Source organism: Moritella sp. PE36, assembly GCF_000170855.1.
Classification (GTDB): Bacteria; Pseudomonadota; Gammaproteobacteria; order Enterobacterales; family Moritellaceae; genus Moritella.
This window is the reverse complement of record NZ_ABCQ01000005.1, coordinates 29977-47242: the sequence shown is the minus strand read 5'-3', so window position 1 is coordinate 47242 and position 17266 is coordinate 29977. Positions and strand designations below refer to the sequence as shown.

Sequence of the window (17266 nt, the reverse complement as noted above, 5' to 3'; positions counted from 1 at the left end):
CACATAATACTGATTAATGACTGATAGAGGATTAACACGATGGAAATTTGGACTAAACTTTTAAGCGATCTTTTTTCTGATACTGTCGGCATAGCCTCAATCAGTGTCATTGCCCTCACCTGTGTTATTGCAACTGTGATCATCAGAATGTTTATTGTGAAAAGCCGATAACGACCTTGGGCTAATCGCTACACATTAATAATTATCAGCAAAAGCGACTATAATTAGTGCATAGTCATGAATGTTAGCCGCTTGCACCCCCTAATCAATGCCTTAATGAATATGAGTGCAAAAATTAAGGACATTCAGCCACCCGGAGATGTCCATGATCACTATCGTCAATCTATCTGAAGCCAACCTGTTTATTAACCTATCACAGACCATTACCCACAGTGATTATGAAACTGTATTAGAACCCGTGCTTAGCGATATACGAAAACAGCATCCCCAAGTGAATGTTTGCGTGATATTCGCCGATGACTTTGCCGGATTCGAACTGCATGCTTTGGTCGATGATGCGATAATAGGGATAAAGTATTGGCAATACTGGCATAAAATAGCGTTAATTGCAGAACCTAAATGGTTACATGCCATTACGGCAGGCATTGCCGCAATCAACCCGATCACCATCGAGAGTTTCTCGACACTGTTAAAAGCGGAATTATGGTTTAACGAAGAAGAATATTTTTAATGGCAGAGGAAAAACTAACTGCGTGCCAGTTTTTCTGCTATTTCCACGAGAATGCCCTGATCTTCTTCACGGGCAACCGCCAACCATGCACTGCAGGTGTAGTCTTCAAATTCAAATAATAAATTAATATCTTGGTATTCTAATACCCAAGCGTGACGATCAGCACCCCAATTTTTTTCACACACACGCGCTGCTAATAGGGCAACCAATGTCGGTGCCAGCGTGGTAAAATTCTCAAAATTCAATGCGTCATGTTCTAACATCAAAATATTGTCAGTCGCTTGCTGCGTTGCCAGTGTCCAGTTCATGTTGTTATCCTTCGCTATTATTCATCTATGCGATTAATCGTAAAGTACGGTTAATCATAAAATACGACTAATCGTAAGCGGCTATTTTAGTCAGAAATTGACGGCCGAAGCGTTCTAACTTCACATGACCGACACCGTTTATATCCAACATTTCCGCATCATTTTGCGGTTTTATCTCCGCCATTTCCGCTAATGACGCGTCATTAAACACCACATACGGCGGAATATTTTCACTGTCAGCAATGTCTTTACGTAACTTACGCAGCGCAGCAAAGAGTTTGCGATCATAATTAAAGTTAGCAATTCGACTACTGCGTTTTGGCGCTTTATCGACATTGGTGATCGGCTGTAATCGCGGTTCAGCTAATTCTAGCGCTTGCTCACCACGTAATACCGGACGTGCAGCTTCTGTTAATTGTAATACCGAACTACGGGTAATATTTTGTAACAATAACCCACTATGCACGAGTTGGCGTAACACACTTAGCCAATGCTCTTGCGATTTATGTTTACCAATACCAAACGTCGATAACTTGTCGTGCCCACGCTCTTTCACCCGTTGATTTTGCGAACCTCTTAATACATCAACAACATACGCCATACCAAATGCCTGACCAACACGATAAACGCACGACAATGCCATTTGTGCATCTTTCGCACCGTCATAACGCTTCGGCGGATCTAAACAAATATCACAGTTACCACAAGACCGATCATTAAACTCACCGAAATAGTTGAGTAATACCTGACGGCGACACGTTTGTGCTTCAGCAAATGCCACCATGGTATTGAGCTTATGCATTTCCACACGCTGTTGCTGTTCGTTTTCAGTTTGCTCGACCATATAACGCACGCGCATAATATCGGCCGGATCAAACATCAATAACGCTTCCGCAGGCAAACCATCACGCCCAGCGCGACCGGTTTCTTGATAGTAGGATTCAATGTTTTTCGGCAGATCATAGTGCACCACAAAACGCACATTGGGTTTATTAATGCCCATACCAAAGGCGACGGTTGCCACCACGATATCGAGTTCATCACGGATAAAGGTTTCTTGAGTATCTTGGCGTTCTTGTTGTGATAAACCGGCATGATAAGGTTTGGCATCAAAACCAGCGCGAGCTAAGCCTTCAGCGACTTCTTCAACCCGTTTACGGCTGGTGCAGTAAACGATACCGCTGACACCATCTTGCTGTTTCACGTAACGTTTTAGCTGATCTAACGCTTTAAATTTTTCCACCAGTGAATAACGAATATTCGGTCTATCGAAACTCGACATACTCACTTTCGGCTCATGCATTTGTAATTGATTAAGAATATCAGCTCGGGTGGCATCATCTGCTGTCGCCGTCAGAGCCATCATCGGCACATGCGGAAATAGCTGTTTTAACTTACCAAGCTCATTGTATTCGGGTCTAAAATCATGACCCCAAGAAGAAATACAGTGGGCTTCATCAATGGCAAATAAACTGATCGGAAACTGCTGCAGATATTGTAAAAAATCGCCTACCATCAAACGTTCAGGCGACAAATATAAAACTTGTAAGCGATTATTCTGTAAATCAGTATAAATTTGCGCTGACTCTTGGCGCGCCAAACTGGAATTCATATACGCGGCAGCAACACCACTTGCACGTAAGGCATCAACCTGATCTTTCATTAACGAAATTAACGGGCTTAGCACTATCGTCAAGCCACCGAGTACCAAGGCGGGTACTTGATAACATAATGATTTACCACCACCAGTCGGCATGATAACGAGACTATCGAGACCAGCAACTGCATGCGCGATCACGTCTTCCTGACCCATGCGGAATTGTTGATAACCAAAGACACTCTCAAGCACTTCTTGAGCAGATGGTAGGGTAGAAACGGATGCAGTCATGATGATTCGATCTCAGTTTGAGTAGTCGTTTAAGACTATGCTCTAAATAGCGGTAATGCTGTATATAACGCAATCGGCAATTTTAACAGAATATCGAGGCAGTAAACAAACTCTAACCGCAACAAAATTTACGCAAATAATATTCGCCCTGCCATCAATCTAGTAAATATTGCCTACACTGGATCGTAACAGTATAAAAATTAATTACATTTATACGTCCCCCACATACAAGGAGAGTCGATTGTGGAGCCAATTAATCCAGCTATAGCGGCATTTTTACCGAATGAAGTTCAGGACATGTTCTTCCCTTTTGCTAGTGTCATGCTCGCCCCATTATTACTTAACTTAGTCATAGGTTTCATGCTGTCTTGCGTAATTGGCGCGCACTTCCGCTATTTTGCATCTTCGTTTTGTAACCGCCAGGATTTCTCCCGCCTGTTTCCGCTGCTGATGCTGACCGTTATTCTGATTATCTCCATTGTAAAAGCGTCACTGGCACTCGCACTCGGGCTAGTCGGGGCGTTATCAATCGTGCGTTTTCGTACGCCAATTAAAGAGCCGGAAGAGCTGCTGTATTTATTTCTAAATATTGGTATCGCGGTTGCCCTTGGCGCAGGACAAACCATGGCGGCCATCTCAGCTTGTATTACCACCCTAATATTAGTGAGTTTTATCAAACACTCGAAAACAGAGCATCATGGTGAAAAAGGTATTTTCTTATCACTGCGCCACCAGCATGACGGTGAGAATGAAGTCAGTATCAGTGAACTGCAACGGATATTTACCCAGCATACCACCCGCAGTGATCTGCGGCGCTACGATCATGAGCAACAACTGGTGGAAGCCACCTTCTTTATTTCGTTTGCCAACAGTGAGCATTTAGATAACTTATTTGAAGCGTTAAAGCTACGCTATCCAGGCGTATCGTTATCATTACTCGAGCAACATAACATTGCTGGGGTGTAACAATGATCCTATCCGAAAACCGGTCGCGGTTTGCTAAGCGCGAGCGCTGGTATACGATTGGCGGGATATTATTAATACTACTCTTTATCATCCCAGCACCACAAACCGTCAAAAACGCCTTAATCCAACATGGTTTTGTTGCACACAGTACCGATAGCAACACCAAGAATAAACAACTATTAAACGCCCTGCTTGATGCGCCACTAAAATACCTCAATGCCGATAATAATATCCCTAACTTACAGTTAGATATTAAATATCAAGATTGGATGCGCTTGGTTGCCGATCGAAAACAAGCATTACAAGAAGGTCAGATCCCCGACCAACGCGCTGAGGTCAAAGCCAGTGTCAGTTACTTAAAAAACAAATATAGCGCCAAGGTACGTCTACAAGGCGATTTATTAGACCATGTCGCGGGACCACAGCGTTGGTCATTACGGGTCGAGTTAAAAGGTAAAAACAGCATATTAAAAGTAAAACGATTTGCCCTGCTTAGCCCCAATGTGCGGGGTAATCACGCGCCATTATTGTTTAGTAACACCTTAGACATCGCCGGGTTTGATATTATCTCTCCGTTACACATTCCGGTGAACTTGACCGTTAATGGCACGCCTTGGGGGTTAATGTTATTAGAAGAAGTATTTGCCAAAGAGTTGCTGGCCAATAATAACCGTACCGAGGGACTCATCCTAAAATTAGAGCAAGCCACACTGAATGAGGATAATGGTCAATTACACAAAGTATTTCGTCCCAAAGTATTCCAACAAAATGCGGCTATCAGTGATCCGAGCTTAAATCAGCAGCGTAAGATCGCGTTAACCTTACTCAGTGATTTTCTCAATCAACGCCGCAAGGCATCCGATGTGTTTGACAGTCGTAAACTAGGCCAATATCTAGCGACCGTTGATCTCTGGTCTGCCTGGCATGCGTTTAGTTGGAACAACTTACGTTTTTATTACAACCCACATACCGCCAAACTTGAACCGATCCAAAGTGATGAAGCATTATCGCCGGTACCAGATAAAATTTTACTGCAACCCGTCAGTGCCCAATTCCCGTTGATCCAAGCCATGCTTGACGATGACAAAGTAAAAGACCAATACGATAAAGCGCTCAATCACCTTATTACCCTTGTTAACAACAAATTACCTGAACAATTAGACATTTTACAGCAGCAAGTAATCAAAAAAATGCAGCATGGTTCACCATTACTGCAAGGTTATAATTTTGATAGTTTAATTACTCATGCCCAATGTTTAGCTGAAGGCTGTCGTACACTGCCAACCATGCCAGCAGAGTGGCACCGCCATGTTGATACCTTTAGTGCTGAATTACCCTGGGATATCGCGAGCCAATTCCGCTATCACAACAACCAAAAACAGCTGCAACTGCGCAATAACAATCAAGCACCTATATCTATCATCGATTTGATTGTCAGTGACAAATGGGGCAGTGAAATTAGTTTAACTGATGCCCCTGAGTTACCCTTTACCCTACCGAGTAACCAAACCGACGACAGTTTGATTATTGCTCATCGTGATGCTTACACCATTAAGTTACTCAGCCGTCAGGGTAATGGCAAGCTCCAAACCTTTCGCTTTCAGTTAGGCGAGTCCGCCACCAGTTTCTTGCCACGGCCACTGCCGATGCACCAGGAGTCAGACGTACTGGCTAAATACCACTTTATTGAAGTGCAACAAGATGGTTGGTATTTTAAACCCGGTCATTGGCAAATAAATGATTATCTGATCACCCCTGCCGATACCCGTGTCTACCTGCCGGAAAATACCCATTTACGTTTTAGCAAGTCCGCCGGAATGCTTATTTTTGGCCAGCTGGATATTGAAGGCGGTACTCAATATCCAGTCACACTCACCGCAAGTAGTAAAAAAAACTGGCAAGGTATTGCGGTATTCGGCTCGGGCAGTAAATCCACCATCCAACATTTAGAGATGGCCGCCAGTGCCAGCCCCAAACAAGGTAACTGGCAACCAAGAGGGGCGCTGTACATGTACGATGTCGACCTTAATGGCAGTGATATAACGCTACGTGATAATCGCTCTGAAGATGCCTTGAACATGATTAATAGTCGATTTAATTTGACTAAATTAATCATCGAAAATGCTTATTCTGATGGTTTTGATTGTGACTTTTGTAAGGGTAAGATCACTGACAGTCAATTCAATACGGTCGGCGTAAGATCCGGTGGTGATGCAATCGATATCAGTGGTTCTCACATCACAGTACGTAATAGCCAGTTTAGTCAGATCCGTGATAAAGCCATTTCAGCAGGTGAACACAGTTATGTCGATGCCGCGAACATCCAAGTCAATAGCGCGGCATTTGGCATTGTCGCCAAGGATGGCTCACAGGTTATCGTCGACGATATCACCGCTGTCGATATTAAACATTACTTGTTTATGGCTTATATGAAAAAACCCTTCTTTGGCGGTGCTAGCCTACAAGCATCTAATTTTAGCTGTACTAACTGCAGTGACATTAGCATGCTCCAGAAAAATAATGCGCTGTCTTTAGATGGCCAACCACAAATAGCTAAAAAGTTAAACGTGAAGAAACTTTATACTAGCTCCATGCGCTCGGACAAACCAAAATGACCCAAGACTATCGCTTTGAAGTTAAAATACCGATCCCGCTTAATCGTCTAGAACACATGCTGTCCTGGTTAAGATTATCATCAATGGGATTTCGCCAGCATCACCCAGACCAATATGTGAATAGCGTGTATTTTGATAGTTACCAAATGGCTTGCTTTGCCGAAAACCTCACTGGTATCAGCAACCGTAACAAGATGCGTATTCGTTGGTATCACGGCATTACTAACGCCGGTAAAGCACAGCTTGAATTTAAACAACGTCGAAGCGGTAAAGGTTATAAGGTTATTTATCCTTTACAGCTCAATTTTGATGATCCCAATATCACCTGGTCAGAGCATATCAAGCACTGCCAATCACAATTATCACTGCAAGCACTGTCAGAATGGGACAGCCAAACTTATCCAATCTTACTCGGTCGCTATAAGCGTCAGTACTTGATCAGTTTTTGTGGCCGAATACGCGCCACACTGGACAGTAATATGGAAGTATACGATCAACGTTATTGGAGTAAGCCGAATACCACTCGCTCACGAAGAATGGGCGATTATGTGTTACTGGAATTAAAATGCCAAGATCAATACGAACGCCTGCTCAGTGAGTTAGTTAGCCGCTGCCCACTCAATCCATCACGACACTCAAAGTACGTCAACGGTGTAAGACATCTAATCTATGTATAGCGCTATTTTCGGCAGCTGTGCAGTCCTAATGATGGTGCTCGTATCAACATCCAACGCTGTCAGCCAGATATACCCTTCCGCGGGTACGGCGTGGGTGCTCACCGGTAACCAGCAAGCCGCGACGGCACCTCATTTACAACAACAATTTAATTCTGCCACTGCCGTATCACAATGGGAAGACAGCCATGCCGATATCAGTATCGGCGGACATTATCGTCAATATAAAGCAAACAAAATCATCCAGTTAGGTTATATGTATAGTCAAAAACTCGATTGGCAGATGGGCAAGAAAGAACAACAGTTACGGCACTGGATGACAGAAAAACAGCAAGACTATGAATCATTGTTTCTCCACTTTCAGGATGACACCCAATTTGAAATACCCAATAACCAGCACGGCGCGCATACCCCACTCTACGGCATGCCCGAATTTGTTGCGGTCCAGCAAGCTTCAACACTCTCTCAGCAAGGTCAGATAACACGCATTCGCATGCCGATGCAGCAAGGATTAGCGTTAAAAAACAATCAAAGCTTATATCTATTCTCATCCGAAAAATTAACCGGGCTGGATATTGAATTGAGTGGTGAGCAATTAGAACATGCCAACATGATCATCACGCATGCAACACAAGATATCAGCACCAACACGCTTGAATATGGCTGGAAACCACTATTAAAACAGCCGTTATCAACAATACTAACCAGCCGCTGGTCACTGCCAACAAGCTGGCCTCGCGTGGCTATTGCAGCGCCACTCAGCGCGCAGTTAGGTGGCCACCTCAACATTAAACATGCCCGTTTTTTTGTCTTGAAGATCACATTTAATAATCTAGCCACCGATGCAACACTGACCAAAATACGGTTACCAAGCTGGTATCAATGGAGTGAAAAATCAAATAAGCACTTTGTCACGATCCCTGGCTGGGATCCCATTAACGATAACAATAACGATGGCTATATTGATGATCGTGAATACCAACAACGCTTAAACCGCCATGCGAGTGCGCGCTTACCTTATCAAGCACGCTTGATCCCATTAGGTCGGATGTGGAATGAAATGTCAGCGCTGTGTTATGTCAACTTATTCTCCGCTGATAACCGCACTTTGTTAAGTAATTACCTCCAGCAGCATTGGCATCAACGGGGCTATCAAGGGGCTTATAATGACTCCCTGTATCGCGTCCCCAATCGCACCCAATTTCCAACCACCCAAGGCGGCAAGATCCTCGAATTACAACTGCCCGTCCGGCAAGCTGGCAGCTTCTATTGGCAGAGCCTGAGTGCCTTTAATCAACATTTACAACACATCAACTCACAAGCTTGGATTGGCGCTAATATCTCGGATTTAAACCTATTTAGCCAACCCGACTTACAACCGCTGGTCGCTGGGTTTAATTTTTTTGTACGAGAAGATTATATTCACCCCAGTCTCGGTCTATCCCAACAACGCGGATTATTGCAGCGTTGGGAGCACTTCTTATTAAGCGCACAGGGTAAACGTAGCGTACTAATGGCACATATGCGCAAAGGCGGGAAAGTACGCTGGCAAGGTCATAGCCAGACAAACTGGCAGCACGATCAAACCACTAACCTCGCGATCTTCTACCTATTGAATAATCCGCCGTTAGATTTCTATCAGCAATGGAATCAGAGTTTTTATTATTCCAGTAAAAATACCCGAGTAGATAATTACTTCCAACCCGGCATTCCCAATAACGTCGCGTATCAGCCCACTGCCATGTTGCAACAGGATATAGGTAACCCGATTCCAGCCCCGGCAAATTACCCGGCAATCGAATATGTTGATAGCGCTAATAACACCATCGCATCAAGTACCGATACCCAAATAACGCTGAATAAGCAGACCTTGCCCATCACCCCAAGCCATTGGTTTTACCTGTACCGTAAATCCGCCCTGACGCTGCCATGGCAAACCACAGCACCGCAAGAAGCCGTGATTGCACGACAGTATCAACAGGGCTTAATACTCTATTACACCGACCTAAAGGGTAAAAACAAACAATTCAGTGAACTAGCTAGCATCACCCTCGAACTGCCCGGACGCTATCGTCGACTCAATGCCAATGGCAGCTTAAGTGACGTGATCAGCACAATCACGTTAACCGGTTATCAAGGGATAATTCTCGTGCCAGCACCGCAATCACTATAAATAAATGCAAGCTAAGCAATATTTCAGGTGTTTTTTCAATGAAAGTGAGCTACCTTAACGTAACTCACAGTGTGTGAACATTGATTTTCGATAACACAGATAGCCTAGGCAGGACGCATGCAAACAATGACCGAGCAAGATGTAATTGACCAAGAACTCACTGAACAGCAAATGTTAGATTTCATCAGTGATATGTTTATGAACCAAATGCCATTTAACGATCTGCTCGGCATGCGGATCACCCGCTACACCACAGACAGTATTGAATTACGTATCAACATGGATGATAAATTGATTGGTAATCCGATCCGAAAAATACTGCATGGTGGCGTGACCGCAAGCCTGCTTGATGTTGCAGGCGGCATGTTAGTCGCCGCGGCTGCCATCCCACAGATGACAATAAAAACTGCCGCTAACTTCCATAAAAACCTAAGATCGCTTGGTACGATAGACTTACGAGTCGATTATTTACGCCCAGGTTGGGGTGATGAATTTACCGCCACAGCACAGATTATTCGTTCCGGTAATAAAGTGGCAGTAACACGTATGGAACTGCACAATCAAGAAGGGGTTCATATTGCTTTTGGTACCGGCACTTATTTAGTCGGTTAAGTAATAATAAAGATTATTAATATCACTATCGCTGATTATCCATCATTGTTATGCTAGCTGATCTATTTATTCCTACAAAAACCGCTGGCATAATCAATGACAACCAACAATGATACCAAGCAAGGGGTGATATTCGCCATTCTTGCTTATGTAATGTGGGGCATGGCTCCGCTTTACTTTAAACAATTACACCAAGTACCAGCTTATGAAATCTTAGCCCACCGCGCGCTCTGGTCTTGTATCTTAATTGCGGTATTGCTGAGCCTATTTAGATTATGGCCGATGGTAAAGTCGGTATTATCCGTGCCGAAGAATGTGTTATTACTAATCTGCACCTCATTACTAATCAGTGTTAACTGGTTAACCTACATTTGGGCGGTAAATAACGATCATTTACTCGATGCCAGCTTAGGTTATTTTATTAACCCGATTATTAACGTGTTACTTGGCATGGTATTTTTATCTGAAAGGCTGCGCAAGTTACAGTGGGCCGCTATTTTACTTGCGGTGATCGGGATCTTAATTCAAGTTATTACCTTAGGGTATCTGCCATGGGTGGCCTTGGTATTAAGTTGTACTTTTGGTTTCTATGGGTTATTACGCAAGAAGTTACATCTTAATGCGCTGGTTGGTTTGTTGATTGAAACGATTATCATGTTGCCCGTTGCCGCGACTTATTTATTTATCTTCGCGGACTCAGCGACATCGGATCTGAGTGCCAACAGTATGCACCTAAATTTACTGTTACTCAGTGCCGCCTTTGTCACGACCATACCGCTACTGTGCTTTAATCATGCCGCTATACGCTTACCTTTATCCACGTTAGGTTTCTTCCAATACATAGGTCCAACACTGATCTTTATTCTTGGTGTGACGCTTTATGATGAAGTCGTCAATACCGAAACACTGCTGACGTTTGGGTTTATTTGGGCTGGATTAGTGGTGTTTAGCATCGATGGTTTTAAAAACAATCGTCACCAACGAGCAAAATTAAAATCTTCATAGTGACGCTCGCGTCAGTAGACAAGTAGAGGTTTAATCATAGCACCCGAGGGCAATTGCAACCGGGTGCTTATGTTATTCGCTATTAGCATGCAAATCATAATTTTCAATTTTCAAAAAAGTAACGGGAACATCAAATCGACCCGATACTAATTGACCAAACTGATCATAACCACCATCTAAGAATGAAATATTCACTGCCGATACCGCAAAAAAGCTCGTCATAAATGGGATGCCAGTCTTCATCATACAAGAATCAGTATCGGTTTCACCGACAAATGTATTCGTCACTTTTAGCTCAATGAGTAATTCACAGTTATTACTAATACTTAACTGAGATTGAGTTAAACTCGCCAATACTTGCGGAGCATAATAAGCACCAGAAAAATCAGATGCGCGCGGAATAGAATAACTGTATAAGCGAATTAAACCATTCGGCGTAGCGACTAATTGTAGAATACGCTGACGAAATGGTTTTCTTGATGAGCCTATAATACGACCTTCAACATATAACCATTCACCATCAAGACGATCTTGCCAAATAGGCAGCACTTGGAGGCCGATGTTAACTTCGCGTCCTTGAATCACATCATTAGTCGACCTATGTACGCCAACTAACCATTGCTTTAATAACGCCGTATTTTCTGATTTAAATACAGCAGCATAAGCAAATGAACTGAATAAGCACATTAGCGCGACGATAAATCGTAATATCAAAATAACTCCCTGTAGCCGCATGGGCAGCGCTAACATCCAAGTTAGCGTTCAATATGCGGTGATACTATCCTAAAAAATCGCGCAACTATACTATAAAAAGTTGAAGCTGACTATAGCGCCTGCAATCTAGCGTAAGATACTACCAACCATTTGCTGCCCAGTTGATCAAACTCAATTTGAATACGACATTGCGGACCACTGCCTTCATAGTTCATCACAATACCTTCACCAAATTTAGCATGCAGTACACGCTGACCTAATTGATAACCAGTCGACTCAAATGACATTTTTTCTGCACCCGCACTAAAACGCCCAAACTGGGTTGGTTGGCGAATTTGGGTTTTTAACCGGATCTCTTCAATGTACTGTTCTGGTATTTCACGAATAAAGCGTGATGGTCGATGATTCATCTCTTTACCGTATAAACGACGCGACTCTGCATAACTAATATAGAGTTTCTTCATGGCACGGGTAATACCGACATAACAAAGACGGCGCTCTTCTTCCATACGTCCCGCTTCTTCCGTCGATTGCTGACTTGGGAACATGCCTTCTTCAACACCAACCATGAATACCACGGGGAATTCTAGACCTTTTGCCGAATGCAATGTCATTAATTGCACTGCATCTTCAAACTCATCGGCTTGTCCTTCAGCAGATTCTAAGACCGCAAAGGCCAAGAATGCAGATAACTCGGTCATTTCTTCGCTGTCATCGGGGATCTGAAAACTGCGGGCAGCAGAAACCAGTTCCTCTAAGTTATCGATACGTGATTGGGCTTTCTCGCCTTTTTCCAGCTGATACATAGATTTTAGGCCTGAGTATAAAACCACATGATCGATTTGTTCATGCAAGGCTAAGTCAGCAACATCGTTATCCAGCTCGGTGATCAGTTCGACAAACTTACGGATCGAACTCGCCGCCCGGCCTGCGATCAAATTGTTATCGAGTAGATAGATCGCCGCTTGCCACAAGGTTGAACCTTGCTCACGGCTAGCATCACGTAATAATGATAAGGCCCGTTCACCAATACCACGGGTCGGTTTATTGACAATACGTTCAAATGCCGCATCATCATCGCGATTATTCTTCAGGCGCATGTACGCCATTGCGTCTTTTACTTCCAAACGATCAAAGAAGCGATGACCACCATAGATACGGTAAGCAAGTTGTTCTTGTAATAACGCATCTTCGAGTACGCGAGACTGGGCATTGCTGCGGTATAAGATCGCACAGTCACTGAGTGAACCACCTTGATCTTGCCACTCTTTAATGCGGCCAATAACAAAACGTGCTTCATCGACTTCATTGAATGCCGCATACAAAGAGATCGGGTCACCTTCTTTATCTTCGGTCCATAATTCTTTGCCCATACGCTCACTGTTATTAACAATAAGTGCATTGGCAGCATTGAGAATATTACTGCTCGAACGGTAATTCTGTTCCAGCTTAATGGTTTTTGAACCTTCAAAATCAGTGAGGAAACGTTGGATGTTAGCCACTTGTGCGCCACGCCAGCCGTAAATAGACTGATCATCATCACCGACGATCATCAAGTTACCGCGATCACCGGTCAACATACGTAACCACGCATATTGAATGTTATTGGTATCTTGGAATTCGTCCACTAAAATGTTAGAAAACCGATCTTGGTAATGGGCTAAAATGTGGGGTTTATGCAACCAAAGTTCGTGCGATCGTAATAACAACTCACCGAAATCGACTAAACCGGCACGATCACAAGATTCTTGATAGGCTTGATAAATCTTGATCCAGTTACGTTCAATCGGATCATAGGCTTGTAAATGTTCAGGGCGCAGACCTTCGTCTTTTTTACCGCCGATATACCACATCGCTTGTTTAGCCGGCCACTGCTTCTCATCAAGGTTCATGGCTTTGATCAAACGTTTTAATAATCGCAGTTGATCATCACTGTCAATGATCTGGAATTCAGCCGGTAAACCTGCATCTAAATGGTGGGCGCGTAATAGCCGATGGGCGATACCATGGAAAGTGCCAATCCACATGCCTTGCTGACGGCCTTCTAATAACTTATCAACACGGCCACGCATTTCTGCGGCGGCTTTATTAGTAAAGGTCACCGCTAATAAAGAATAAGGTGAGCACTGCTCCACCTGCATTAACCAAGCTAAGCGATGTACCAATACTCTGGTTTTACCACTACCAGCACCCGCTAAAATCAGCATACTCGATTGTGGTGCCGCAACAGCATCACGCTGTTTGTCGTTGAGGCCGTCCAGTAAGAGAGATACATCCATAATTTAGTCACCTTAGACTGTATATTTAATCAGTAGAATGGGGGGATTATAACAGGCTTGTTAATTCATCCAAGTGCGTTATTTCAATATCTGGTAAATGACTGGCTCTAGGACTCGTCATTAGCGATTGTTGCTGGTCATTAAACCACGCTGACATAAAACCATTGGTGATCGCCCCAGCCACATCGGACTTAAGATGATCGCCGACATGTAAGATATGTTGTGGCGGTAACGCTAATGTTTCTGCTGCTAATGAAAATAAATCAGGGTACGGTTTCATTCTCAAGCCATTACCGGGTTTTATCACCGCGGTAAAAAATGGCGTTAAACCAATTTTATCGGTATCGACATTGCCATTAGTCACCGCAATTAACGGGATCTTACTCGCTAATTCAGCTAATACGGCAAAGGTATCTTCCGGCACGACAAAGTCACTGCGCACTGCCAGCACTTGGGTGAAAATAGTATTAGCGACAGACTCAGCGTCTTGTTCGCTATAACCGTGGCGTAAAAATAACGCGGTTAAACAAGCAATACGGATGCCACTGACATCATGTATCAAGTGCGGTTGTTGATGCAGAACATGGCGCTTTAATTGTAACCAAGCATTATTATCTAAATGGGTAATGTGCGGATATTGACTGCGTAAATGCATGTGCATCCAAGCCTCGGCACGGCGCACGATCGGATAGTTATCATATAAGGTATCGTCAAGATCGAAGCTCATGGCTTTGATCTGGTGTAATCGTCGATAGAATTTCATCAGTCTTCTCTTTTCTTTTTCGCACGAGGATGAGCGGCATCATACACTTTGGCTAGATGTTGAAAATCCAAACTGGTGTAGATCTGGGTGGTGCTAATATTGGCATGCCCTAATAATTCCTGTACCGCACGCAAATCACCACTCGACTCGAGCATGTGAGTCGCAAATGAATGACGTAACTTATGGGGATTAACATGGCTAGTCAGCGTTTGTTGTTGGCCCCACTTCGCCATCCGGCTTTGTACACTACGATGAGAGATACGGCGTCGTAACTGACTGACAAATAATGCCGGTTGCGCGTTGTCAGCATATTCACCACGTACTGCTAACCAGGCTTGTAATGCCGTGATCGCGATACTACCAATCGGTAACTGGCGCTGTTTATTACCTTTACCAATTACCCGCATGGTTTTTTCACGCAACTTAACGTCTGTTAAATCCAAATTAACCAGTTCGTCTAACCGCAAACCCGCCGAGTACATTAACTCCATCATGGCTTTATCACGTAACACTAAAAACGGGTCGTCAGACTCTACCGCATTAGACACGGATAATAATTGATTAATTTCATCAACATCGAGGTTCTTCGGTAACGGTTTATGTTGGCGTGGTGCCGATACACCTTTCGCAGGGTTGGCGGTGAGATCACCTTGTAATACCAAGTAATCACAGAAACTGCGCAGGGCTGATAATTTGGTTGCTAGACTGCGAGGTGATAGACCCAGTTTATGATTTAAGGTCGCTAACTTGCGAACCTGAGATGCATCAAGCGCACGCCATTCCGTGATCGGTAACGTCAGCATTTGCTCGGCGAATAAGATCAGGTGGCGGCGATAATTACGCACAGTATGTAGACTCAGTTGTCGTTCACTGGTGATATAACGTAAAAATCGTTCGATAGGTTTCAGCAGTTGCACAGGTAAATCGCACTGTGTCGGTAGATCAGATCGTGCAGGTAGTTCACTACCTGCAGTAGTATTATTTTTTAATGGCGTTGTCACGTGAAGGCATCAGTTGCGGTAACAGGGTAGAGATAATGCGGCAAAGCTGACCTAACAGCAAGTTATCCATGCCCGCTTGATAATGATCGGCGTTAGCACTACCGATAGCGAGTAAACCATACTCTCCACGCTCGCCCAATGCCATTAATGCCATCGAGTTAACCAAGGCATCTTGACCAAACAGTAATGCTTTATCAGCGCTTGTAACAGGGCCAAAGTAATGATCACCACCGGCAAACTGTTTTTGACGAATACGCACCAACTGCCCAGCTGAAATAGCGAGCGGCAGATATTGCGATTTAAGGTGAAAATAAGCTTCATTCAGATGTAAATTGACGGCCGCTAACGGCAATTGAGATTGGATCTGCGTCACCAGAATGCGCTGCATTTGCATCACAGAAGTGCAATTAAATAGCGCCGTATAAATATCTGCATAGATACGGAATAATTTATCGTTGTCTGCAGCAATCGCCACTAACTGCTGTAACTGCAGCTCTAAATCTGCAATGCGTTGGCGTTGTCTTTCTAACCGCAATGTCACTAAAGACACACAGCCTTGCGCACCATGAGATATAGCTAGCGTATCGACTAAGTCATTATTACGCACAAAAAAATCAGGGTCAGCCTGCAAAAAAGCAATCACATTTTGCTCTGAAATAGCAGGCTTTTCCGCGATCAACATCGAAGCTTCAACGTCGATCATATATTAATTTGTCCATCGTATACATGTGTTGCCGGACCGGTCATAAATACCGGTGTACCTGGACCTCGCCATGAGATTTGCAATTTACCACCAGGCAGCTCAATACACACATCTTGGCCGAGCTTCCCTTGTAATTGACCCACCACCGCCGCGGCACATGCACCAGTGCCACAAGCTTGGGTTTCACCAACACCACGTTCATATACCCGTAATTTGGCATGGTCCGGCGATAATACTTGCATGAAGCCAGCATTAACACGGTTAGGAAAACGCTCATGATGGGCGATCGCATGACCAAGATCGGCCAATGGTGCAGTTTCAATATCATCGACGATTGTCACACAATGCGGATTACCTATCGCCACCGCACCACAAAATACCGTGCTGTCTAACGCACGTAAAATATAGGTTTTTTCCTGCTTGGTGGCACGGAACGGAATTTTATCCGGGGCTAATTCTGGCACCCCCATGTTCACCGTAACCTGACCATCGTATTCAACCTGCAAGGAGATCTTACCGCCACTGGTACTTACCGCAATCTTGGTCTTATTGGTTAAGCCTTTATGACGAACAAAACTAGCGAAACAGCGTGCACCATTACCACACTGCTCGACTTCGCTACCGTCAGCATTATAGATACGATAATGAAAATCAAGATCAGGATCATAAGGCGCTTCAACCACAAGTAGTTGATCAAAGCCAATACCGGTATTTCTATCTGCCAAACGACGGATATTATCATTATTAAAAAATACATTTTGAGTAACACAGTCTACGACCATGAAATCATTACCCAGACCGTGCATCTTTGAAAACTGTATAAACATATGACCCTGTACCCTTATATCATTCAGTAGGTAAACTATTATTACGC

At 43.8% G+C, this 17266-nt stretch carries 16 protein-coding genes; 8 read left to right on the top strand and 8 right to left on the bottom strand.

Annotated features, from left to right (window positions below):
* Window positions 1–39 precede the first annotated feature (39 nt).
* Both PE36_RS23915 and PE36_RS05050 read left to right on the top strand, forming a co-directional pair.
* Window positions 40–171: a DUF3149 domain-containing protein gene (locus PE36_RS23915; protein WP_083797978.1), complete on the top strand. Its 132-nt coding sequence runs from the start codon at window positions 40–42 to the stop codon at window positions 169–171.
* Between the two features lie 154 nt (window positions 172–325).
* Window positions 326–691, top strand: coding sequence for an STAS/SEC14 domain-containing protein (locus PE36_RS05050; protein WP_006030877.1), 366 nt, complete (start codon window positions 326–328; stop codon window positions 689–691).
* A gap of 14 nt (window positions 692–705) precedes the next feature.
* On the opposite strand, the gene PE36_RS05045 is transcribed toward PE36_RS05050, so the two are convergent.
* Together PE36_RS05045 and recQ are read right to left on the bottom strand one after the other, a co-directional pair.
* On the bottom strand, window positions 706–999 hold the full coding sequence (locus PE36_RS05045; RefSeq protein WP_006030876.1) for a DUF3630 family protein: 294 nt from the start codon (window positions 997–999) through the stop codon (window positions 706–708).
* A gap of 67 nt (window positions 1000–1066) precedes the next feature.
* A complete protein-coding gene (gene recQ / locus PE36_RS05040) occupies window positions 1067–2887 on the bottom strand; it encodes a DNA helicase RecQ (protein ID WP_006030875.1) in 1821 nt (606 codons plus the stop codon).
* A 243-nt stretch (window positions 2888–3130) separates the two neighbouring features.
* Between recQ and PE36_RS05035 the strand changes: the two genes are divergently transcribed.
* From PE36_RS05035 to rarD, 6 genes are all read left to right on the top strand, one after another.
* Window positions 3131–3853 (top strand): DUF4956 domain-containing protein, encoded by a 723-nt coding sequence (locus PE36_RS05035; RefSeq protein ID WP_006030874.1) that lies wholly within the window; start codon window positions 3131–3133, stop codon window positions 3851–3853.
* 2 nt (window positions 3854–3855) lie between these two features.
* Window positions 3856–6468 (top strand): CotH kinase family protein, encoded by a 2613-nt coding sequence (locus tag PE36_RS05030; protein WP_006030873.1) that lies wholly within the window; start codon window positions 3856–3858, stop codon window positions 6466–6468.
* Window positions 6465–7145, top strand: a complete 681-nt coding sequence (locus tag PE36_RS05025) for a polyphosphate polymerase domain-containing protein (RefSeq protein ID WP_006030872.1) — start codon at window positions 6465–6467, stop codon at window positions 7143–7145. Before PE36_RS05030 ends, PE36_RS05025 begins: the two co-directional genes overlap by 4 nt.
* Window positions 7146–7173: 28 nt before the next feature.
* Window positions 7174–9315 carry a hypothetical protein gene (locus PE36_RS05020; RefSeq protein WP_232286531.1) on the top strand — a complete coding sequence of 714 codons (2142 nt, stop codon included), beginning with the start codon at window positions 7174–7176 and terminating at the stop codon, window positions 9313–9315.
* Window positions 9316–9432: 117 nt separating this feature from the next.
* The gene (locus tag PE36_RS05015) at window positions 9433–9927 is read left to right on the top strand and encodes a thioesterase family protein (protein WP_006030870.1); all 495 of its coding nucleotides are present in this window, start codon (window positions 9433–9435) and stop codon (window positions 9925–9927) included.
* Between the two features lie 96 nt (window positions 9928–10023).
* Window positions 10024–10932 carry an EamA family transporter RarD gene (gene rarD, locus PE36_RS05010; RefSeq protein WP_006030869.1) on the top strand — a complete coding sequence of 303 codons (909 nt, stop codon included), beginning with the start codon at window positions 10024–10026 and terminating at the stop codon, window positions 10930–10932.
* 72 nt (window positions 10933–11004) lie between these two features.
* On the opposite strand, the gene PE36_RS05005 is transcribed toward rarD, so the two are convergent.
* From PE36_RS05005 to dapF, 6 genes are all read right to left on the bottom strand, one after another.
* Window positions 11005–11646, bottom strand: coding sequence for a chromophore lyase CpcT/CpeT (locus tag PE36_RS05005; RefSeq protein WP_232286530.1), 642 nt, complete (start codon window positions 11644–11646; stop codon window positions 11005–11007).
* Between the two features lie 110 nt (window positions 11647–11756).
* Window positions 11757–13925 (bottom strand): DNA helicase II, encoded by a 2169-nt coding sequence (gene uvrD / locus PE36_RS05000; protein ID WP_006030867.1) that lies wholly within the window; start codon window positions 13923–13925, stop codon window positions 11757–11759.
* Between the two features lie 46 nt (window positions 13926–13971).
* Window positions 13972–14688 carry an HAD-IA family hydrolase gene (locus PE36_RS04995; protein ID WP_006030866.1) on the bottom strand — a complete coding sequence of 239 codons (717 nt, stop codon included), beginning with the start codon at window positions 14686–14688 and terminating at the stop codon, window positions 13972–13974.
* Window positions 14688–15689, bottom strand: coding sequence for a tyrosine recombinase XerC (gene xerC, locus PE36_RS04990; RefSeq protein ID WP_006030865.1), 1002 nt, complete (start codon window positions 15687–15689; stop codon window positions 14688–14690). The genes PE36_RS04995 and xerC overlap by 1 nt, the downstream gene beginning before the upstream one ends.
* Window positions 15667–16392, bottom strand: a complete 726-nt coding sequence (locus PE36_RS04985) for a DUF484 family protein (protein WP_006030864.1) — start codon at window positions 16390–16392, stop codon at window positions 15667–15669. Before PE36_RS04985 ends, xerC begins: the two co-directional genes overlap by 23 nt.
* Window positions 16389–17219 carry a diaminopimelate epimerase gene (gene dapF / locus PE36_RS04980; RefSeq protein WP_043993972.1) on the bottom strand — a complete coding sequence of 277 codons (831 nt, stop codon included), beginning with the start codon at window positions 17217–17219 and terminating at the stop codon, window positions 16389–16391. The genes PE36_RS04985 and dapF overlap by 4 nt, the downstream gene beginning before the upstream one ends.
* Window positions 17220–17266 lie beyond the last annotated feature (47 nt).